The 20,001-nt window shown below is 63.4% G+C and carries 24 protein-coding genes; 12 read left to right on the top strand and 12 right to left on the bottom strand.

The features are described 5' to 3' along the window. Positions 1-23: 23 nt before the first annotated feature. The 5 genes from PSH94_RS22685 to PSH94_RS22665 form a co-directional block, all read right to left on the bottom strand. A complete protein-coding gene (locus PSH94_RS22685; protein WP_181081322.1) occupies positions 24-722 on the bottom strand; it encodes an OmpW family protein in 699 nt (232 codons plus the stop codon). A 94-nt stretch (positions 723-816) separates the two neighbouring features. Continuing rightward, on the bottom strand, positions 817-1,338 hold the full coding sequence (locus tag PSH94_RS22680) for a DUF3299 domain-containing protein (RefSeq protein WP_305435849.1): 522 nt from the start codon (positions 1,336-1,338) through the stop codon (positions 817-819). Positions 1,339-1,349: 11 nt separating this feature from the next. Then, complete coding sequence (locus PSH94_RS22675; protein WP_305435848.1) at positions 1,350-2,615, bottom strand: ABC transporter permease; 1,266 nt, start codon at positions 2,613-2,615, stop codon at positions 1,350-1,352. 1 nt (position 2,616) lies between these two features. Further along, complete coding sequence (locus tag PSH94_RS22670; protein ID WP_181081325.1) at positions 2,617-3,327, bottom strand: ABC transporter ATP-binding protein; 711 nt, start codon at positions 3,325-3,327, stop codon at positions 2,617-2,619. A 6-nt stretch (positions 3,328-3,333) separates the two neighbouring features. Beyond that, on the bottom strand, positions 3,334-3,933 hold the full coding sequence (locus PSH94_RS22665) for a DUF2796 domain-containing protein (protein WP_285429343.1): 600 nt from the start codon (positions 3,931-3,933) through the stop codon (positions 3,334-3,336). 131 nt (positions 3,934-4,064) lie between these two features. Between PSH94_RS22665 and PSH94_RS22660 the strand changes: the two genes are divergently transcribed. Then, positions 4,065-4,412, top strand: a complete 348-nt coding sequence (locus tag PSH94_RS22660; protein WP_181081327.1) for a hypothetical protein — start codon at positions 4,065-4,067, stop codon at positions 4,410-4,412. On the opposite strand, the gene trxA is transcribed toward PSH94_RS22660, so the two are convergent. The 3 genes from trxA to PSH94_RS22645 are packed head-to-tail and all read right to left on the bottom strand — an operon-like array spanning position 4,409 to position 6,429. Next, positions 4,409-5,281 (bottom strand): thioredoxin, encoded by an 873-nt coding sequence (gene trxA / locus PSH94_RS22655; protein ID WP_266246975.1) that lies wholly within the window; start codon positions 5,279-5,281, stop codon positions 4,409-4,411. The two genes, PSH94_RS22660 and trxA, sit on opposite strands and share 4 nt — an antisense overlap. 33 nt (positions 5,282-5,314) lie before the next feature. Beyond that, positions 5,315-5,977 (bottom strand): methyltransferase, encoded by a 663-nt coding sequence (locus PSH94_RS22650; protein WP_305435847.1) that lies wholly within the window; start codon positions 5,975-5,977, stop codon positions 5,315-5,317. After that, positions 5,974-6,429 (bottom strand): YbaY family lipoprotein, encoded by a 456-nt coding sequence (locus tag PSH94_RS22645; protein WP_181081330.1) that lies wholly within the window; start codon positions 6,427-6,429, stop codon positions 5,974-5,976. The genes PSH94_RS22650 and PSH94_RS22645 overlap by 4 nt, the downstream gene beginning before the upstream one ends. A 139-nt stretch (positions 6,430-6,568) precedes the next feature. On the opposite strand from PSH94_RS22645, the gene nrdR reads away from it, so the two are divergent. The 11 genes from nrdR (at position 6,569) to PSH94_RS22590 (ending at position 14,775) form a co-directional block, all read left to right on the top strand. Then, entirely contained in the window at positions 6,569-7,039 is a 471-nt protein-coding gene (nrdR, locus tag PSH94_RS22640) for a transcriptional regulator NrdR (RefSeq protein WP_034100969.1), read from the top strand. Further along, on the top strand, positions 7,036-8,172 hold the full coding sequence (gene ribD, locus PSH94_RS22635; protein ID WP_181081331.1) for a bifunctional diaminohydroxyphosphoribosylaminopyrimidine deaminase/5-amino-6-(5-phosphoribosylamino)uracil reductase RibD: 1,137 nt from the start codon (positions 7,036-7,038) through the stop codon (positions 8,170-8,172). The genes nrdR and ribD overlap by 4 nt, the downstream gene beginning before the upstream one ends. 45 nt (positions 8,173-8,217) lie before the next feature. Further along, complete coding sequence (locus tag PSH94_RS22630; RefSeq protein ID WP_181081332.1) at positions 8,218-8,880, top strand: riboflavin synthase; 663 nt, start codon at positions 8,218-8,220, stop codon at positions 8,878-8,880. Positions 8,881-8,895: 15 nt separating this feature from the next. Further along, the gene (gene ribBA / locus PSH94_RS22625) at positions 8,896-9,987 is read left to right on the top strand and encodes a bifunctional 3,4-dihydroxy-2-butanone-4-phosphate synthase/GTP cyclohydrolase II (protein WP_253509575.1); all 1,092 of its coding nucleotides are present in this window, start codon (positions 8,896-8,898) and stop codon (positions 9,985-9,987) included. A gap of 88 nt (positions 9,988-10,075) precedes the next feature. After that, complete coding sequence (gene ribE, locus PSH94_RS22620) at positions 10,076-10,552, top strand: 6,7-dimethyl-8-ribityllumazine synthase (RefSeq protein WP_034100965.1); 477 nt, start codon at positions 10,076-10,078, stop codon at positions 10,550-10,552. Then, positions 10,549-11,049 carry a transcription antitermination factor NusB gene (nusB, locus tag PSH94_RS22615; protein WP_181081334.1) on the top strand — a complete coding sequence of 167 codons (501 nt, stop codon included), beginning with the start codon at positions 10,549-10,551 and terminating at the stop codon, positions 11,047-11,049. Before ribE ends, nusB begins: the two co-directional genes overlap by 4 nt. A gap of 18 nt (positions 11,050-11,067) precedes the next feature. Beyond that, positions 11,068-12,033 carry a thiamine-phosphate kinase gene (gene thiL / locus PSH94_RS22610; protein ID WP_181081335.1) on the top strand — a complete coding sequence of 322 codons (966 nt, stop codon included), beginning with the start codon at positions 11,068-11,070 and terminating at the stop codon, positions 12,031-12,033. A gap of 66 nt (positions 12,034-12,099) precedes the next feature. Next, positions 12,100-12,828: an ABC transporter substrate-binding protein gene (locus PSH94_RS22605; protein WP_305435846.1), complete on the top strand. Its 729-nt coding sequence runs from the start codon at positions 12,100-12,102 to the stop codon at positions 12,826-12,828. A 128-nt stretch (positions 12,829-12,956) separates the two neighbouring features. Then, positions 12,957-13,574, top strand: coding sequence for a GTP cyclohydrolase II (gene ribA / locus PSH94_RS22600; protein ID WP_181081337.1), 618 nt, complete (start codon positions 12,957-12,959; stop codon positions 13,572-13,574). Further along, on the top strand, positions 13,571-13,990 hold the full coding sequence (locus tag PSH94_RS22595) for an MFS transporter (protein WP_253509573.1): 420 nt from the start codon (positions 13,571-13,573) through the stop codon (positions 13,988-13,990). Before ribA ends, PSH94_RS22595 begins: the two co-directional genes overlap by 4 nt. Continuing rightward, positions 13,987-14,775: a cobalamin-binding protein gene (locus PSH94_RS22590; protein ID WP_253509572.1), complete on the top strand. Its 789-nt coding sequence runs from the start codon at positions 13,987-13,989 to the stop codon at positions 14,773-14,775. Before PSH94_RS22595 ends, PSH94_RS22590 begins: the two co-directional genes overlap by 4 nt. Positions 14,776-14,793: 18 nt before the next feature. On the opposite strand, the gene PSH94_RS22585 is transcribed toward PSH94_RS22590, so the two are convergent. From PSH94_RS22585 to PSH94_RS22570, 4 genes are all read right to left on the bottom strand, one after another. Then, positions 14,794-16,683: a TonB-dependent receptor domain-containing protein gene (locus PSH94_RS22585; protein WP_305435845.1), complete on the bottom strand. Its 1,890-nt coding sequence runs from the start codon at positions 16,681-16,683 to the stop codon at positions 14,794-14,796. 139 nt (positions 16,684-16,822) lie between these two features. Next, on the bottom strand, positions 16,823-18,721 hold the full coding sequence (gene dxs, locus PSH94_RS22580) for a 1-deoxy-D-xylulose-5-phosphate synthase (protein ID WP_253509570.1): 1,899 nt from the start codon (positions 18,719-18,721) through the stop codon (positions 16,823-16,825). Between the two features lie 110 nt (positions 18,722-18,831). Beyond that, a complete protein-coding gene (gene ispA, locus PSH94_RS22575; RefSeq protein ID WP_253509569.1) occupies positions 18,832-19,719 on the bottom strand; it encodes a (2E,6E)-farnesyl diphosphate synthase in 888 nt (295 codons plus the stop codon). After that, positions 19,716-19,958, bottom strand: coding sequence for an exodeoxyribonuclease VII small subunit (locus PSH94_RS22570; RefSeq protein ID WP_003194556.1), 243 nt, complete (start codon positions 19,956-19,958; stop codon positions 19,716-19,718). The genes ispA and PSH94_RS22570 overlap by 4 nt, the downstream gene beginning before the upstream one ends. Between the last annotated feature and the right edge of the window lie 43 nt (positions 19,959-20,001).

The raw sequence follows: 20,001 nt of genomic DNA, 5'->3' as shown, positions 1-20,001 counted from the left end.
GACGCAGTGTTGGTTACATCGGCTTAGAACTTGTAGCCGATACCCACCATGTAGACCATTGGGTCCACGTCCACATTGACCTTGGCGCGAGTGCCGGCGGCCAATGCGTTGTTGTCCACGGTGGCCTTGGTACTGATGTCGATGTAGCGCGCCTGGGCGTTGATCATCCACTTGTCGTTGATCATGTAGTCAGCGCCGATCTGCGCCGCCCAGCCCCAGGAGTTTTCCGCCTTGAAGTTGCTGAAGCCTGCGCCCTCGGCACGGCTGCCGACGTGTTCGTCATAGATCCAGGTGTAGTTGATACCGGCACCCACGTAGGGCTGGAAGGCGGACTTGTTATCCAGCGGGTAGTACACGACGCTCAAGGTCGGTGGCAGATGTTTGAGAGTACCGAGCTTGCCATTGGCGGCACCGAGCGCGGTGTTCTTGATCTTCACATCGTGCTCGAACGGCGTGGCCGCCAGCAGTTCGATCCCGACGTGGTCGGTGAGCATGTAAGCGAAGTTCAAGCCCAACTGGGTATCGCTGCTCATGGTCGCCTTGCCACCCAGGTTGGCGCCGGCCAGTGGGCCTTGATCAACCTTGACGCTGCCACTGTCGGCCTTCGGGTTCACGGTGATTGCACCGGCGCGAACCAGAATGTCGCCCGCTTCGTGAGCATGGGCGGCAGGGGCGACGAGGGCGAGCGCGAAGAGGGACGCGCCGAGCAGAGACTTGTTCATGGGAGCTCCAAAGGACGTTTAAAAGTTGTAGGTCCAATGGTAAAGATCGTTCCGTTCGGTCTTTTGACTCAGCTCAATGAAAGGGCGATAAGCGTTATTCCTGCAGCTCGTACATATAAATCTTTTCGGCATCCATCTGGTAACCGGCGTCGGCCAGTTCGTTGGTGGAGGGCTTGACCTGCATCGCCCCCTCGATCCAGTACGGCTGGTACAGCTCGTCGAGCTTCACGCCGACTTCGCTTTTGACATGCACGATCTGGTTCGACGGCGGCGGCGGCACATGGATACACGCGCCGAAATACGGCACCAGCAGGAACTCGGTGGTACGGCCTTCCTCGCTCACTTCCAGCGGCACGATATAACCGGGCAGGCGAATATGCTGGCCGTCGAGGCCCTTGACCACCGGGGCGTTGGGCAAATCCTGCTTGGCCGCCGGCGCCGCCTCGACGGACAAGGCATCGGCCATGTTCGACAGGTCGTGCAGCGGTTTCATATTGGGCACTTCAGGCGGCGCATCCGGCGGAATCATTTCCTGCCAGGACAGATCCCTGGGTTGCTCATCGGCCCAGGTCGGCGCGGCCACCACCAGCAACAGGGCAAACAGGACACGGCGCATCGAAACCTTCCTCATAAACGTATGGACAGGCCGTCGGCCAGGGATTGTCGATAGGCGCGCCACGCGGGCACGCTGCCCATCAACAGCGCGGCGGCCAGGATACCGGCGAGCAGGGTCCATTCATATTCGCTCGGCCATGACATCGGCAGGTCCAGGCCATAGTTGGCCTGCAGGTAACCCCGCGAGGCGGCGATGCATACGTACAGCAGGCCGACGCCGGCGATCACCCCGGACAGTGCCAATGCAAACGCTTCGAAGATCAGCAGCGTCGCGATATGCCAGGGCCGCGCGCCCACCGAACGCAAAATCGCCATTTCGCGACGGCGTTCGTTGAGGCTGGTGAGGATCGCCGTGAGCATGCCGATCAAACCGGTCAGCACCACGAACAGCGAGATCACGAACAGCGCTTTTTCAGCGGTGCCCATCATGCTCCACAGCTCCTGCAACGCCACGCCCGGCAGAATCGCCAGCATCGGTTCGCCACGAAACTCATTGATCTGCCGCTGCAGCGCGAAGGTGGAAATCTTGTTGTTCAGGCCCAGCATGAAGGCCGTGATGGCTTGCGGCGTGAGGTCCATGTTGCGCGCCTGGTCCGCGCTGATCCGGCCTTTGCCTTGAGCGGGAACGCCGTTGTGCCAGTCGATGTGAATCGCTTCCATGCCACCAAGGCTGATATGCAGCGTACGGTCCACCGGCGTACCGGTGCGCTTGAGAATACCGACCACGGTGAAGGGTTTGTCATCGTGCTTGACCAGGCTGACCACCGCTACGCCATGGGCCAGCACCAGTTTGTCGCCGAGTTTGTAGTGCAGCGCATCCGCCACTTCCGCACCGAGCACCACTTCGAACGGGTCGCTGGCGAAGGCACGGCCGCTGGCCAGTTCGAGGTTTTGCTTGCGGCCGTACTGGTAGTGCTCGAAGTAGGATTGGTTGGTGCCCATCACGCGATAGCCGCGGTGGGAGTCCCCGAGTGAAATCGGGATGGCCCATTTCACCTGAGGGTTGGCGGCGAAGTGCTCGTAGCTGTCCCGACGAATGTTGTTGGTGGCGTTGCCGATGCGGAACACCGAGTACAGCAGCAGATTGACCGAACCGGAGCGCGCGCCGACGATCAGGTCGGTGCCGCTGATGGTGCTGGCGAAACTGTTGCGTGCCTCAACGCGTACGCGCTCCACCGCCAGCAACAGGCACACCGACAGGGCGATGGCGAAGGCGGTGAGGATCGCGGTAAAGCGGCGGTTAGCCAGGCTGGCCATGGCTAGACGAAACAGATACATCTCAAACCTCTGCGGGCGTGGCGGCGCGATTGAGCTCGGCCAGCGAAAGATGACGGTCGAACAGCGGCGCCAGGCTCTGGTCGTGGCTGACAAACAACAGGCTGGCACCCGCGTCGCGGCACTCGGCGAACAGCAATTGGATGAAGGCTTCGCGGGCGTCGTAATCCAGGGCCGAGGTGGGTTCGTCGGCAATCACCAGTTCCGGTTGGCCGATCAACGCACGGGCGGCGGCCACCCGTTGCTGCTGGCCGATGGACAGCGAATCGGCACGACGCGCCAGCAGGTCTTTGTCCTTCAGGCCCAGGTGCGCGAGCAGAGTGGCGGCCGCCTGGTCGACGCTGCCGTGACGCTGGACCGCGCGTTGCGCACGCAGCCTGGAAAAGTGGCAGGGCAACTCGACGTTCTCGCGCACCGACAGAAACGGCAGCAGGTTGAACTGCTGGAAAATGTAGCCGGTGTGGTCGACACGGAACCGATCGCGCGCGCCCGCCGACAGCGCGGTAAGTTCCTGGCCGAGCAGGCGAATGCTGCCGCGACCGGGTTTCTGCACGCCGCCGAGCAACCCTAACAGGGTGGTCTTACCGCTGCCGCTGGGGCCTTTGAGAAACAGGGTTTCCCCGCGCTCCAGGCGGAAGGCGGGGATATCCAGCAGTTGAGGATGACCGGGCCAGTTAAAGCCCAGGTCGGACAGTTCGATCAATGGCTGGGTCATGGGCACTCAGAACTTCAGGGTGGCTGCGGTGGCCGTCGCGTCGACGCCCTGCTGGCCGCTCGGGCCGATCAGTTGTACCTGGATTTTCTGGGTGGCGGGGAAGGTCTTGAACACTTGGGTCAGGTCCAGATTGCCCAGGGCGGTCGGTGTGGCGCAGGTGAATTGATAGTGAGCGTGGATCTCGCTGTGGTCGTGATGGTGCTCATGGGCGGCTGCGCCTTTGCCGTCGGTGGCGTCATCATCGTCGTCATGATCGGTTTCGGGCTTGTCACCGAACAGCGGGCTGTTGAGTTCCTGGGAGCTGACCTTGCAACCGGCGGCCTTGGGCAGGTTGAACAGGGCGACAGGGTTTTCCAGTTGCTCGCGCGCGGCGGCGACCTTGGCTTTGTCGGCGGCGCTGCTGGCCACGTGCTCGAATCCCACCAGGTTCATCGCCGGGCTGTCCAGCTCAAGCTCCAGCGTCTGACCATCAAGCACGGCGTTAAGGCGAGCAACACCGTGTTCGTGGGCGCCGAGGCTGCCGTGTTCGTGATCATGGTCATCATGCGCCTGGGCGACAGCCAGTGGCAGCAGGGCAAACGGCAAGGCAAGCAACAGACGGCGCATGGAAAAGCTCTCGGAGATGAAAGTTTTGTTATGTAATCTTATAACAATGTGTCGAGAGTTTGCCCGCCCGCTTGGCGTTGTGCAAGCCACATGGGAGCATGCCGGTCGGAAAAACTGCGGGAGTAGGGGCGATGTTGCGAATTCGTGGAACCATCGGCGACCTGCCGGTGGATTTGACTGTAGAGATGGACGACGGCGATTGGGCACGCCTGGGCGCGCAATTTCAGGCCGCGCCAGTAGCCCCGGCGAGCGCTGGCCCGGCTGCGGCGGCGAAACCCGGTGATGATCTATGGCAGAGCGCCCAGGACCTGTTACGCAATGCCGGCCAACTCAGCGGCCTGGAATTGCTCGATCAACTGGAAGGCTTGGCCGGCGATGCGGCAGTGGGCAAACGCCTGCTGGTGCGCCTGCGCCACAGCGCCAAGGTCAAGGTGGTCAGCGGCGGGGATACGCCGCTGTACCGTTGGCTCGGCGATTAGTACAGCGCAGCGAACAACTTGCGGCGGTACACGGTGACCAGCGGGTGATCATTGCCCAGCAGTTCGAACACCTGCAGCAAGGTCTTGTGCGGCAGGCCTTCGTTGTAGCTGCGGTTGCGGACGAATAATTTGAGCAGACCGTCCAGTGCCGCATCGTACTGCTGGCGCGCCAGTTGCTGGATAGCCAGCTGATAGGCCGCTTCGTCGTCCTGCGGGTTTTGCGCCAGCCGGCTTTTCAAGTCGGCGGCGTCCGGCAGCTCGGCGGCCTGGCGCAGGAAGGTGATCTGCGCCTTGGCCCCGGCGAGAGCGGCTTTGTGGTCGTCGCTTTTCACGGCATCGAGCACGGCCTGGGCTTCACCCAACTCACCGCGTTCAGCCAGGCAGCGCGCGTACAGAATCAGTGCGGCGGCGTTAGTGTTGTCCTCGCCCAGCAGCGCGACCAATAGGGCTTCGGCGTCACTGATACGGCCTTCTGCGAATAACGCCTGGGCCTGCACCAATGGATCAGCCGCCTTCGGCGCAGGCATCTGCACATGCGGCTCAAGCATCGCCCGCACCGCCGACTCCGGCTGTGCCCCGGCGAACCCGTCCACCGGCTGACCGTCCTTGAACAGCACCACCGTCGGCAGGCTTTGAATGCCAAACCGCGCAACGATGTCCTGCTCGGCCTCGCAATCGACCTTGGCAAGCAGCAACTCACCCTGATAACTCTCGGCAATCTGCGCCAGCATCGGCATCAACGCCTTGCACGGCGCGCACCACTCGGCCCAGAAATCTACGAGTACAGGTTTGTGGAATGAGTTTTCGATTACCGCCTGGTCGAAGGTGGCAGTGGTGGCGTCGAAGATATATGGGGTGGGCTCACTCATGGGGCGTCTCGAAGAAAGCGGGAATAGGGGCAACTATAAGGGCTGGCGCCGCGAATGGTACAGGCTCACCTTGCGAAACTCCCACGGCTCGGCCAGGTCCGGCAGGGTCAGGGCATCCAGTATGTCCAGGCGTCGATAGGCGGGGTGTTGGAAGTCCCGCACGCGGGAGTCCGCCACCAGTGCTTCGCGTCCACGGCTGAGGAAGTGATCCAGCAGCGGCAGGTTGGCGCGGTCGTAGAGCACGTCGGCGACCAGGATCAGGTCGAAGCGGTCGGCTTCGGCGAAAAAGTCCGCCGAGTAACTCAGTTTCACACCGTTGAGTTCGGCGTTCGCCCGGCAGGACGCTAATGCCAGCGGGTCCAGGTCGCAGGCCACCACTTCCAGCGCACCCGCTTTAACCGCCGCAATACCGGCCACACCGGAGCCGGCGCCGAAATCCAGCACGCGCTTGCCTTTCGCCCATTCCGGGTTTGCCGCCAGATACCGCGCCAGCGCCAGGCCGCTGGCCCAGCAGAAACTCCAGTAGGGCGGTTCATGCAGGATGCGCCGGGTTTCCTCCTGGCTGAAGGCGCGGTCCATGTTGTCCGCGTCCAGCAGCCATAACGACAGGTCGGTGCCCGGCAGCGCGCAGGGCACCAGGTGTGCGTCGCCGATCAGATCGCTCAGGGCGCGTTGCAGGTCCAGCGGTGGCGTCATGGTGCCTTGACGAGTTGCAGGGGGCCGGTGGTCTGTGTGATCGCCTGAGTAATGCGCACGGCGGGCAGGTGCAGGATCAACTGGCCGGACTGGCTGGCACGACCGCGCAGCTCAACCCGCGCGCCGGCCGGGAAAGCCTCGGGGTTGAACCGCAGGCGAAAGGCCAATGGCTTGCCGTTGCCGGTCAACACACTGCTGGCGAGCAGTTGCTGCGGGCGCGAGCGGTCGTCGATCACCAGCAGGGCCATTTCGACTTCGGCCCCGGCAGGCACATTGGTCAGGCTGCCGTTGATTTCACGCTGATAGGCCGGCAGTGGACCGAGGTCTTCGATTCCGGGGACTTTTTTCTCCTGCGCGGGCGCCGGCTGGGGCGCGCTCGGCTTGGGGGCTTCGCTGCTGCAGGCGACCAGAACACTGAACAAAGCGAGCAAAACAACGGGTCGTAACTGCATGTACGGCTCCAGAAGGGACAAAATCCGTGGCTTAAAAGAGAAGAAACATAATTGTCAGCCTATATACCGTAAAGGCTATGGCTTGTCTTGCCATGGGGATGCGCTACCATGGCCCTCCCATTTTTTGTTGCCTGCCACCATGCACTGTCCCTTCTGCGGTGCCAACGACACCAAGGTCATCGACTCGCGACTGGTCGCCGAGGGCGATCAAGTACGTCGCCGGCGCGAATGCCTGGCCTCCGGCTGCGGTGAACGTTTCACCACCTTCGAAACCGCCGAACTGGTGTTGCCACGGCTGATCAAGTCCGACGGCAGCCGCCAGCCCTTCGACGAAGAAAAACTGCGCGCCGGTATGCAGCGCGCCCTGGAAAAACGCCCGGTGAGTGTCGAGCGGCTGGAAGCAGCCCTGGCGCATATCAAGCACAAGTTGCGAGCGACCGGCGAGCGCGAGGTCAAGAGCCTGGTCGTGGGCGAGTTGGTGATGGGCGAGCTGCAAAAACTCGACGAAGTCGCCTATATCCGTTTCGCCTCGGTGTATCGACGCTTCCAGGATCTCAACGAGTTCCGCGAAGAGATCGACCGCCTGGCCCGTGAGCCGGCCAAACAATGAACCCACCTTCCGCTGAACAGGCCGTGCTTGACGCCCACTACATGGCCCGTGCCCTGGAGCTTGCGCGCAAGGGCGTGTACACCACCCATCCCAACCCTCGGGTCGGCTGCGTGATTGTGCGCGATGGGCAGATCGTCGGCGAAGGCTGGCATGAGCGCACCGGCGAGCCCCACGCCGAGCCCAATGCCCTGCGCGCCGCCGGCGATAAAGCGCGCGGCGCCACGGTGTACGTGACCCTCGAACCTTGCAGCCACCATGGCCGCACACCGCCATGCGCCGATGCGCTGGTGAGTGCTGGCGTGGCGCGGGTGGTGGCCGGGATGCAGGACCCCAATCCGGAAGTCGCCGGGCGCGGCATGCAGCGTCTGGCTCAAGCCGGGATCGAGGTGCGCAGCGGCGTGCTGGAAAGCCAGGCGCGAGCGCTGAACCCGGGCTTTCTAAAGCGTATGGAGCAAGGCCTGCCTTTTGTGCGCGTCAAGCTGGCGATGAGTCTGGACGGTCGCACCGCAATGGCCAGCGGCGAAAGCCAGTGGATCACCGGCCCCGCCGCGCGCGCCGCCGTGCAACGGCTGCGCGCCGAAGCCAGCGTGGTGTTGACCGGTGCCGACACTGTACTGGCCGATGGCGCACGCCTGACCGTGCGTGCCGCCGAGCTCGGCCTGGACGCGGCCACCACCGCCCTGGCGATGTCTCGCCCGCCGCTGCGCGTGCTGATCGACGGCCGCCTGCGGGTACCGCTGAACGCACCGTTCTTCAAGGCCGGGCCGGCACTGGTCATCACCTGTGTGACGCCGGAAAACCAGTTCCCGCGTGGACCCGAATGCCTCGTAGTGCCGGGCGTCGACGGCCAGGTCGACCTGCGTTCGGCTCTGGTGGCCCTGGCCGCCCGTGGCGTCAACGAGATACTGGTGGAGGCCGGGCCAAGCCTGGCGGGCGCTTTTGCGCAGCAGGGCCTGGTGGACGAATACGTGATATTCGTCGCCGGTAAATTTCTCGGCTCCGCCGCTCGGCCGTTGCTGGACTGGCCGCTTGAGAAACTGGCGGACGCTCCCCAACTCAAGATCACTGACATGCGCGCTGTAGGCGACGACTGGCGAGTCACTGCCATCCCTCTGCCAGCAGCCAGCGTATAATTTCCGGCCTGCGCATCGCGCGGCCCCGTTTTCCAGGAGAAGGCCATGTTCACCGGCATTATCGAATCCATCGGCAGCATCCGCGCCATGACCCCCAAGGGCGGCGACGTTCGGCTGCTGGTTGAAACCGGCAAGCTCGACCTGGGCGACGTCAAGCTGGGCGACAGCATCGCCGTCAGCGGCGTGTGCCTGACCGTCATCGAGTTGCCGGGCAACGGCTTTGCCGCCGACGTCAGCCGGGAAACCCTGGACTGCACGGCGATGAGCGACCTCAAGGCCGGCAGCCCGGTCAACCTGGAAAAAGCCCTCACGCCGACCACCCGCCTGGGCGGCCACCTGGTCAGCGGCCACGTCGACGGCGTTGGCGAAGTGGTATCGCGCAGCGAAAACGCGCGGGCGGTGGAATTTCGCATCCGCGCGCCAAAAGAATTGGCCAAGTACATCGCGCACAAAGGCTCGATCACCGTCGACGGCACCAGCCTGACCGTGAACGCCGTCAATGGCGCAGAATTCGCGTTGACCATCATCCCGCACACCCTGAGCGAAACCATCATGGCCGCGTACCAGCCGGGCCGCCGGGTGAATCTGGAAGTGGACTTGCTTGCCCGTTACCTGGAGCGCCTGTTGCTGGGCGAAAAGGCCGCAGAGCCGACTGCCGGGAATATCACTGAAAGTTTTCTGGCCGCTAACGGCTACCTGAAATCCTGACCAAGGGGGTGCCGCGTGGCGCTCAATAGCATCGAAGAACTGGTTGAAGACATCCGCCAAGGCAAGATGGTCATCCTGATGGATGACGAAGACCGCGAGAACGAAGGCGACATCATCATGGCTGCCGAGGCCTGCAAGGCCGAGCACATCAATTTCATGGCCAAGCACGCTCGCGGCCTGATCTGCATGCCTATGAGCCGCGAGCGCTGCGAACTGCTCAAGCTGCCGTTGATGGCGCCGCGCAACGGCTCGGGTTTCGGCACCAAGTTCACCGTATCCATTGAGGCCACCACCGGCGTCACCACCGGCATCTCCGCCGCCGACCGTGCGCGCACGGTGCAGGCCGCCGCCGCCAAGGACGCCAAGGCTGAAGATATCGTCAGCCCCGGCCACATCTTCCCGTTGATGGCCCAGCCCGGCGGCACCCTGGCCCGCGCCGGTCACACCGAAGCCGCCTGCGACCTGGCGCGCATGGCCGGGTTCGAGCCCAGCGGTGTGATCTGCGAAGTGATGAACGACGACGGCACCATGGCCCGTCGTGTCGAACTCGAAGCATTTGCCGCCGAGCACAACCTCAAGATCGGCACCATCGCCGACCTGATTCACTATCGAATGATCCACGAACGTACCGTTCAGCGGATTGCCGAGCAGCCGCTGGACAGCGAACTGGGCCAATTCAACCTGGTGACCTACCGTGATTCGGTGGAAGGCGACGTGCATATGGCCCTGACCCTGGGCACCATTTGCGCTGAAGAGCCGACCCTGGTGCGCGTGCACAACATGGACCCGCTGCGCGACCTGTTGATGGTCAAGCAACCCGGCCGCTGGAGCCTGCGCGCCGCCATGGCCGCGGTTTCCGAGGCCGGCAGTGGCGTGGTGCTGTTGTTGGGCAACCCGGTGGATGGCGACGTCCTGCTCGCGCATATCCGCGAAACCGCCGAGCACACCCAGGTGAAAACGCCGACCACCTACAGCATCGTCGGTGCCGGTTCGCAGATCCTGCGTGACCTGGGTGTGCGCAAAATGCGCTTGATGAGCGCACCGATGAAATTTAATGCGATATCCGGTTTCGATCTGGAAGTTGTAGAATACGTGCCCTCCGAATAAAGGCCGGCGATTTCTGCCCCTTGTTCGCGGTTAAATCATCACTGAGGGACGCACATTTCGCGTCCCGGCTCTTTAAGAGATTTGTCGAATGACCCTGAAGACCATCGAAGGTACCTTCATCGCCCCCAAAGGCCGCTATGCCCTGGTGGTTGGCCGCTTCAACAGCTTCGTGGTTGAAAGCCTGGTAAGCGGTGCCGTGGACGCCCTGGTTCGCCACGGTGTGAGCGAGAGCGATATCACGATCATCCGCGCCCCTGGCGCCTTCGAGATTCCGCTGGTTGCGCAAAAAGTCGCCCAACAGGCCGAATACGCCGCCATCATCGCCCTGGGCGCGGTCATTCGGGGCGGCACGCCGCACTTCGAATACGTGGCCGGCGAATGCACCAAGGGCCTGGCCCAGGTGTCCATGGAGTTCGGCGTGCCGGTTGCGTTCGGCGTGCTGACCGTGGACTCCATCGAACAAGCCATCGAGCGCTCCGGCACCAAGGCCGGTAACAAAGGCGCCGAAGCGGCCCTGTCCGCCCTGGAAATGGTCAGCCTGCTGTCGCAGTTGGAGGCCAAGTGATTTCCGACGAGAGCGATCAGTTCAACCCTCAGGACCCACGCCCTGCGGATGCCGGCAAGCCGTCCAAGAGCGAGAAGCGTCGCAAGGCGCGTCAACTCGCGACCCAGGCGCTGTATCAGCGTCACCTGGCAGGCGCTGCGCTGAACGAAATCGAAGCGCAGTTTCGCGTCGATAACGACTTTACCTTCGCCGATCAGAGTTACTTCCACGACATCCTGCACGGCGTTCACGCCAACCTGACCGAGATCGACACGGCCCTCGCACCTTGCCTGGACCTGACGATCGAGGAACTGGACCCGGTTGAACTGTGCGTGATGCGCCTGTCCACCTGGGAACTGCTCAAGCGCGTCGATGTGCCGTACCGCGTGGTGATCAACGAAGGTATCGAGTTGGCGAAAGTCTATGGTTCGACCGACGGTCACAAGTTCGTCAACGGCGTGCTCGACAAATTGGCCCCGCGCCTGCGCGAAGCCGAAGTGAAGGAACACAAGCGCTGATCCGCGCTTGAGTTCTCGATGGGCGAGTTTGAGCTGATCCGCACCTACTTCGCCGCCGCGCCTTGTGCGCAGGGCGGTGAAGGCATAGCCCTGGGGATCGGCGACGACTGCGCCTTGCTGGCGCTGCCCCCTGGGGAGCAACTGGCGATCTCCACCGATACTCTGGTGGCCGGCGTGCATTTTGCCGACCCCTGCGATCCATTCCTGCTCGGCCAGCGCTCGCTGGCCGTGGCGGTGAGCGACCTGGCCGCCATGGGCGCCCACCCGCTCGCCTTTACCCTTGCACTCACCACTCCGACCGTCGATGCCGATTGGCTGCAACGCTATGCCCAGGGTTTGAACGCCATGGCGCAACACTGCGGTGTGGGCCTGGTAGGCGGCGACACCACGCGCGGGCCACTGAGCCTGACCCTCACGGTGTTTGGCCGTGTGCCGGCGGGGCAGGCCCTGACCCGCAGCGGCGCGCAGCCAGGAGACCTGTTATGTGTGGGCGGCGAACTGGGCAACGCCGCTGGCGCTTTGCCGCTGGTGCTGGGCCAACGCAGCGCCGATGCTGGCGTTGCCGAGCCGCTGCTGGCCCATTACTGGTCACCACAACCGCAACTGGCCCTGGGGTTGGCGCTGCGCGGTAAGGCCACGGCTGCGATGGATATCTCCGACGGGTTGTTGGCCGATTGTGGGCATATCGCCAAGGCTTCGGCTGTCAGCCTGCTGATTGAGCGCCAGGCGCTGCCTTTGTCCAAGGCGTTGCTGGCGTTCGTGGGGGACGAGCAGGCGCGGGTGGCCGCCCTGAGTGGGGGCGACGACTACGTGCTGGCCTTCACCCTGCCACCCGCCGAGCTGGCGCCGTTGCTGGCCGGTGGCTGGCCGATTCATGTAATCGGCCGGGTGGAGGCAGGGCAGGGCGTGACGCTGCTTGATGCCGGCGGCCAGGACATCACACCAGCCGTCCGCGGTTACCAGCATTTTCGTGAGACGCCCTGAAGCGGCGTCCTGCGCTACCCTCAATAGCGTAATCCCTGATGCATGGCTCTGTAGGAGGTCGTCCCGATGGATGTACGCCGCTGGCTGCTGACACTGCTGTGCACTGCTGCGACGTTGTTGCAGGCGCAGGACGCTCCGGTGGTGCCCTCCAAGGTCACGCTGGCCAGTGAGGCCTGGGACGGCTACACCAACGCCGATGGCAGCGGCCTGGCGTGGGATGTGATGCGCAAGGTATTCGAGCCGGCGGGTTTGCAAGTACAGCCCCGCACCGAACCCTACACCCGAGCGGTTGGCCTGGCCCAGCGCGGCGAGGTGGATGGCTGGGTCGGTTCTTACCGCGACGAGGTCACCGGCGTGCTGTACCCGCGCTGGCATTACGATTCAGACCCCATCTACGCCCTCGGCCTGGCGACCTCGCCCGCACCGAGCCTGGCCATGCTGGGGCGTTATCGCCTGGCCTGGGTGCATGGCTACAAATACGAGGCATACTTGCCGAATGTGCGACGTTTCAACCAGATACATCGGCGTGACGGCATCCTGCCGATGCTTCAGTACGGCCGGGCTGATTTCTACATTGATGCGCTCACCGAAGCCCGCGAAGTCCTGAGTCAGGCGCAGGACCCGGCCACCTTTCGGCTTACGCACCTGACCCAGCTGCCGCTCTACGTGGGTTTTGCCGACAACGAGCGGGGGCGGGACCTGCGGGCAGTGTTTGATCGGCGTATGGATGCGCTGGTGAAGAGCGGCGAACTCAAGCCGATTTTTCAACACTGGAAACAGCCGTATCCGTTCTGACCTGCATAGAACCGAGTGGAAGGCCAATCGAACCGATTGATCTTTATCAGCGAACATTCAGCTTAAGCGTCTGTAGGAACCTGCTGTTACAATGCCGCCTCTGTAAAATCTGAAATCAGGAGCACCCGGTGCCCGTCGTTTTCGTCGCCGCTTCCAAGCTGCCTACCCCTTTTGCCACGTTCACCATGAGCGGCTTTCTTGAAGAAGCCACCGGGCGCGAGCACGTTGTGCTCAGCCTGGGCGACATCGCCGATGGCGAACCCGTGCTCGGCCGCCTGCACTCTGAGTGCCTGACCGGCGATGCGTTGTTCAGCCAGCGCTGCGACTGCGGCTCGCAGCTTGAAGCCGCGCTGCAGGCAATCGCCCGGGAAGGCCGTGGCGTACTGCTGTATCTGCGTCAGGAAGGCCGTGGCATTGGCCTGCTGAACAAAATCCGCGCCTACGAACTGCAGGATGGCGGCGCCGATACCGTGGAAGCCAACGAGCGCCTGGGTTTCGCGGCCGATCAGCGCGATTATGCGATCTGCCTGCCGATGCTTGAGCACCTGGGCGTGAAATCCCTGCGCCTGATGACCAACAACCCGCGCAAGGTCAAAGCCTTGGCCGACATGGGCATTACCGTGGCCGAGCGCGTGCCGCTGCACACCGGGCATAACCCGCACAACAAACTCTACCTGGCGACCAAGGCCAGCAAGCTCGACCACATGATGGGCAACGAACACCAGGGCGAGGTCGACCGCGCGTGACCCGGGGCCAGGTCAAGCGTCGGCTGTCCGTCAACTGGTGGCAGTATCTGGCCCTGGCGCTGCTGCCCCTGTTTGTGGTCAACCTGGTGTTTGGCCAGGCTGAGTCCCTGCTGCCGGTGTTGGCCATGCCGTTCTTTATCGCCGGTGTGGCCTCGATGTTCCTCAGCCTGCGCTACTTCAATGGCTATAAACACGCGTTGATCGCCACCTCCAAAGCCCTCGACACCGCCGAAGAACCCGCCGCCTGGATCACCCTGGCGGCCCGTCGCCGCACGGCGTTGCTGGTGGCCGCGCTCCCCGCGTGGGTGGGTGCACTGGCAGTGTTTGTCGGCCTGGAGGCGGTGCCGTTGTTTCTGTTGGCGCTGTCGACGATGGTGCTGTTTTACCTCTACCGCATCCCGCGTCAGTTGGGATGATGCGCCGCTGGCTGGCGCTTCTGCTGCTGGCGCTGAGCGCCCAGGTCCTGGCGGCCGAGCGGGTGGTCAGCCTGGCGCCGTCGCTGTCGGAAATCGTGATGGAACTGGGCGCCGCCGACTTGCTGGTGGGCGTGCTCGACGGTGGCGAGCGCCCGGTGGCATTGGCGCAGGTACCTTCGGTCGGTCGCTATGGTCAGTTGGATATGGAGCGCCTGCTGAGCCTCAAACCGGACCTGATCCTGCTGTGGCCGGGCAGCGTCGGCCCGGCCCAGCGCGAGCAATTGCAGCGTTTGAATATCCCGGTGTATATCGCCGAGCCCCACAACCTTGAACAACTTACCGTCCAGGTCCAAGCCATCGCCGCGCGGCTGGGACGTGCCGACGCCGGGCAGCAACTGGCCGCGCAGTTGCGCCAGCGCCTGACCGAATTGCGCCGGCGCTATCGGCGTGCCGAACCCCTACGGGTGTTTTACCAGGTGTGGAATTCGCCGCTGTACACCGTGGGCGGCGGGCAGATCATCAGCGATGCGTTGACGGTCTGCGGTGCGCGCAATGTGTTCGACGATCTGAACCTGCCGGCGCCGCAAGTCAGCATCGAGTCGGTGTTGCAGCGCAATCCCGAGATGATTCTGGTCAGCGATCAAGCGCAGATGGACGCGTGGAAAGCCTGGCCAACCATGGCCGAGCGCGTGCGGCAGGTGCCCGATAAGGGCCTGGAACGGCCCAGCGGGCAGATGCTGGAGGCGCTGGGGCGATTGTGTCGGGTGATTGCGCCGGACCTGTGACACCGTTGCGCAGGCGCGTCAGGTCTCCGGGGTCCAGGTCACGCCGAACAGCCACGTCCGGCCTTCCTCGCGATAATCCTGGTTATTCATGAACGCCGGATCGTCATAGCTGTACCGCGCCCGCACGTAAGACCGGTCCAACAGGTTATCGACCTTCAGCGACAGCGCCACTTGCCGATTGATCGCCCAGCTGCCACGCAGCCCAAGCAACGCATAGCCGCCCAAGCGTTGAGTGTTGTCGGCATCGTCATAACTGCTGCTGATAGCCTGCCAGCTGGCGCCCACGCCAAATTGATCGAATTGCCGGTCCAGGTCCAGGCTCAGCGTGCGCCGTGCGCGACGGGCCAAGGTATAGCCGGTGCTACGGTCGCGCGGATCGATGATCGACAGCCCCAGGCTGCCCTGCCAGCCGAACAGTTCCTGCTTGAGCGCCGCTTCCATGCCGTTGATGCGCGCCGACGCCACGTTCTGCGGCTTGCCCGTGCTGTCGAGGATGATCGCGTCGCTCAAGTCCGTGCGGTACAGCGAGGCTTCCAGGCGTGTGCTGTCACTGAGCTGGCTGCGCCACTGCAACTCGTAGCTCTTGGAGGTTTCGGGCTGCAGACTGGGGTTGCTGTAGTGTGTGTCGGGGTAATACAGGTCGTTGAAGGTCGGCGCGCGAAAACCTTCGCTGTAGCTCAGCAGCACATCATTGTCGGGGTTGATGGGCAAAGTCAGCGTGCCACTCCAACTGTTCTGCGCACCAAACTGCTGATTCTGGTCGCGGCGCAGGCCTAGTTCCGTGGAGAACCATTCACTGTGAAAGCGATGCTGCACAAACGCCGCGCGGTTCCAGCGGCTGTTTTCGCTGAACGCGGTGGAGCCATGGAAGCGATCCTCGTACCAATCGCCGCCGAGGATCAGGCTGTTGTGTTCGTCCAGGGTCAGGTCGTTCTGCCAGTTGATCGAGTCGCGGTAGGTGTTGAACACGCTGAAGTCGTCGCTGAGGGTGTCGCGCTTGGTGTCGCGGTTTTCGCTGTGGCCCAGTTCCAGGCGTGACTGCCAATGCGCATTGAGCGTGGCATCCAGGTAGCCGCTGGCGCTGCTGACGGTGTAATCGGTGTAAGGCTTTTGCCCCAGCGTCTGACCACTGGCGACGTCGTAGCGGCCGAAGCTGTTGTCGTACTCCGATTTGCCACGGTTATCGAGCAGGTTGAAACCAGCCTCCAGCGCATCGCTGAACGAATGGCTGAGATTGAGGCTGAGCGACTGGTTGCGGTAGGCATCGTGGTCGCCGTCACTGGGAAAAGACGCACGGGTCGAGTTGATGCCGGCGGTTTCATCCAGGCTCGCTCCCAGGTTGAACCGCGTGTGTTCGTCCCCGCCTGCCAGACCGAGGCTGCGCTGCCAGGTCCGGCGGTTGCCGAACTCCAGCTTAAGACGCGGCTGCAAGCCTTGCTCGGCGTTGCGCCGGGTGAAGACCTGGATCACCCCGCCTATCGCATCGCTGCCATACATGACTGAGCGCGAACCGCGCAGCACTTCCACGCGCTCGATTTGATCGACATTGAGGTATTGCAGGCCGCTGTCGCCGGAGGTGGTATTGGCGATGCGCTGGCCGTCCACCAGCACCAGGCTTTGGGCGGACTTGGTGCCGCGCAGGTAAATCCCCGGCAAGCTACCGCGCCCGCCGGTGGGCGCCACTTGCACGCCAGGCACACGGCTGAGCAGGTCGGAGAGGCTGGTCGGTTGCAGGCGGTCGATATCGTCGCGGGTGAACACCGTGTTGGCGGCGCTGCTGTCATTGCGCGCCTGCACCTGGCGGTTGGCACTGATGACCACGTCGGGGAGCTTAAGGGCCTCGTCGCGGGTGTCGGCGAGCAATTGCGGGGAGGGCTGGAGCAGCAAGGCAAGGTACAGGTGTTTCATGAGCTGTCCATGGCGTGGAGGAGGGCACAAGCCAAATGTGGGAGAAGGCTTGCCTCCGATTACAGGGGGTCAGACTCAGTATCGGTAACTGATCCACCGCTATCGGGGGCAAGCCCCTCCCACATGTTGTTCCAGGTTTTTACAGACCCAGCAGTGCCATGCGGTTGCGCACAGAGGCTTCAATCCCTGCCTCGTCCAGCCCGCACTCAGCCAGCATCTGCGCCGGCTTGGCATGTTCGACGTACACATCCGGCAAGCCCAGGTGCAGCACCGACTTGAGGATATTTTCCCGCGCCAGGTACTCACTGACCGCTGCACCGGCGCCACCCATGATGGCGTTTTCTTCAACTGTGACCAGCAACTCATGGCTGCCGGCGATCTCGCGCACCAGGGCTTCATCCAGGGGTTTGACGAAGCGCATGTCGACCACCGTGGCATCGATCTTCTCGGCGACTTTCAAGGCTTCGGCCAATTGCACGCCGAATACCAGGAACGCAACCCGGTTGCCCTGGCGACGCACGATACCCTTGCCGATCTCGATGGGTTCAAGGTCTTTTTCGATCACTGCGTTCGGGCCGTTGCCGCGCGGGTAACGCACCGCGGCCGGGCCGTTGTAAAGGTGGCCGGTGCTGAGCATCTTGCGCAATTCGTTTTCGTCGCTCGGGGTCATCACCAGCATGCCGGGGATGCAGCGCAGGTAGGACAAATCGAAACTGCCGGCATGCGTCGGGCCGTCTTCTCCCACCAGGCCCGCGCGATCGATGGCGAACAGCACGTCGAGGTTCTGCACCGCGACGTCATGCACCAGTTGGTCGTAACCGCGTTGCAGGAACGTGGAGTAGATCGCAACCACCGGTTTGGCGCCTTCGCAGGCCATGCCGGCGGCGAACGTCACCGCGTGTTGCTCGGCAATCGCCACGTCGAAGTAGCGCAGCGGGAACCGCTCGCTGAACGCCACCAGATCAGAGCCTTCCTTCATCGCCGGGGTAATGCCCACCAGGCGCGAGTCGGCGGCGGCCATGTCGCACAGCCACTCGCCGAACACCCCGGAATACTTCGGCCCGCTGGGCTTTTTCGGCGCGGCGGCGGGAGCGTCCAGCGGTTCGAGCTTGGTGATTGCGTGATAACCGATCGGGTCGACTTCCGCCGGGGCGAAGCCTTTGCCTTTCTTGGTGACGATATGCAGGAACTGCGGGCCCTTGAGGTCACGCATATTGCGCAGCGTGGCGATCAGCGTCGGCAGGTCGTGGCCGTCGATGGGGCCGATGTAGTTCCAGCCCAGCTCCTCGAACAAGGTGCCGGGCACCAGCATGCCCTTGGCGTATTCTTCGGTGCGTCGGGCAATTTCCCACGCGCCGGGCAGACGCGAGAGTACCTTTTTGCTGCCTTCTCGCATGCTGGCGTAGGTGCGGCTCGACAGGATCTTGGCCAGGTAGTTGGACAGGCCGCCGACATTGCGCGAGATCGACATGTCGTTGTCGTTGAGGATCACCAGCATATTGGCGTCCACTTCCGGCGCGTGGTTCAGCGCTTCGAACGCCATGCCGGCGGTGAGTGCGCCATCGCCGATCACTGCAATCGCCTTGCGATCACTGTTTTGCAGGCGGGCGGCAATCGCCATGCCCAGTGCTGCACTGATGGACGTGCTGGAGTGGCCGACGCCAAAGGTGTCGTACTCGCTCTCGGAGCGACGTGGGAAAGCGGCAACACCGTCCTTCTGGCGCAGCGTGCTCATGCGCTCGCGGCGACCGGTCAGGATCTTGTGCGGGTACGCCTGATGGCCCACGTCCCACACCAGCCGGTCGTCCGGGGTGTCGAACACGTAATGCAGGGCGATAGTCAGCTCGATGACGCCCAGGCCGGCACCGAAATGCCCACCGGTCTGGCCGACCGTGTAGAGCAATTCCAGGCGCAATTCATCGGCCAGGGTTTCCAGCTCGGCTTCACCCAGACGACGCAGGCCGTCCGGCGTGGCAGCACGGTCGAGCAGGGGCGTGGACGGGCGCTTGCGGGGAATCTCTTGGAACGTCGTGGGCATCAGGCGAATCGTTATAGGTATAGAAGAGGCGGCAGTTTACCTCAAGCATCGCAAACTGCCCACGCAGAGCGCCGAACTTGGCCGATAGGCGGCCATGATGGCCGTGCCGATCAGTGGCGACGTTCGACGATATACCGCGCCAGGTCGCGCAATGGCTCGGCCGCCGCGTCGAAAGGTCGCAGGGCGGCCAGGGCCTGGTCGCGCAGTTCCAGGGCGTAGGCCTTGGCGGCTTCGAGCCCGAGCAGCGCAGGATAGGTCGGCTTGTCCCGTGCGATATCGGCGCCCTGGCGTTTGCCCAGCGTGGCGGTGTCACTTTCTACGTCGAGAATGTCGTCCTGCACCTGGAACGCCAGGCCAATCGCCTGGGAATAGGTCTGTAACGCCGCCAATTGCGCAGGCTGCGCCTGACCACTGGCCAGCGCGCCCAACTGCACGGCGGCTTCGATCAGCGCGCCGGTCTTGTGGCGATGCATGTGTTCAAGGGCTTGCTGGTCCAGCTTGAGGCTGACCGAGCCCATGTCGATTGCCTGCCCGCCGACCATACCGGCCGGGCCCGCAGCCTGCGCCAGAGTGGTGACCATGCGCAGGCGGATCTCGGCGTTGACGCTGCTCAAGCGCGGGTCCAGCAATGCGCTGAACGCCAGGCTCTGCAGACCATCGCCGGCGAGGATCGCGTAGGCTTCATCGAAGGCTTTATGGGTGGTGGGCTGGCCGCGACGCAGATCGTCGTCGTCCATTGCCGGCAAATCGTCGTGTACCAGTGAGTACGCGTGGATCAACTCCACCGCGCACGCCGCGCCATTAGCCTGTTCGGCCGGCGCGCCCAGCGCCTCGCAGGCCGCATACGCCAGCAACGGGCGCACGCGCTTGCCGCCATTCATCACGCTGTAGCGCATGGCTTCATAGAGGCGATTCATTTCCGGGCTTGGCGCAACAAACAAGGGCTCCAGCGCCGCATTCACCCGGGCTTGGCTACTGGCCTGATACGCGTCGATCATTCCGGCTGTTCCGCGTCGAAAGGTTCTTCGGCCAACTCCCCGTCACGCTCCAGCAACACCTGCACCTTCTGCTCCGCCTGCGCCAACGCGCTCTGGCAGTCACGGGTCAGGCCGATGCCTTGCTCAAACGCCGTCAGCGAGTCCTCCAGCGACAACTCGCCGTTCTCCAGACGCTCGACCAGGGCTTGCAGGTCGGCGAGGGATTGTTCGAAATCGAGTGCAACTTTTTTGCGGGCCATGGCGGCTATTCCGGTAGACGGTAAACCGGCGCGACACTAGCAG

Origin of the sequence: Pseudomonas sp. FP2254 (assembly GCF_030687695.1) — a bacterium.
GTDB lineage: Bacteria > Pseudomonadota > Gammaproteobacteria > Pseudomonadales > Pseudomonadaceae > Aquipseudomonas > Aquipseudomonas quebecensis.
The sequence above is the reverse complement of the archived record's forward strand: the minus strand, read 5'-3'. Positions and strand labels throughout refer to the sequence as shown.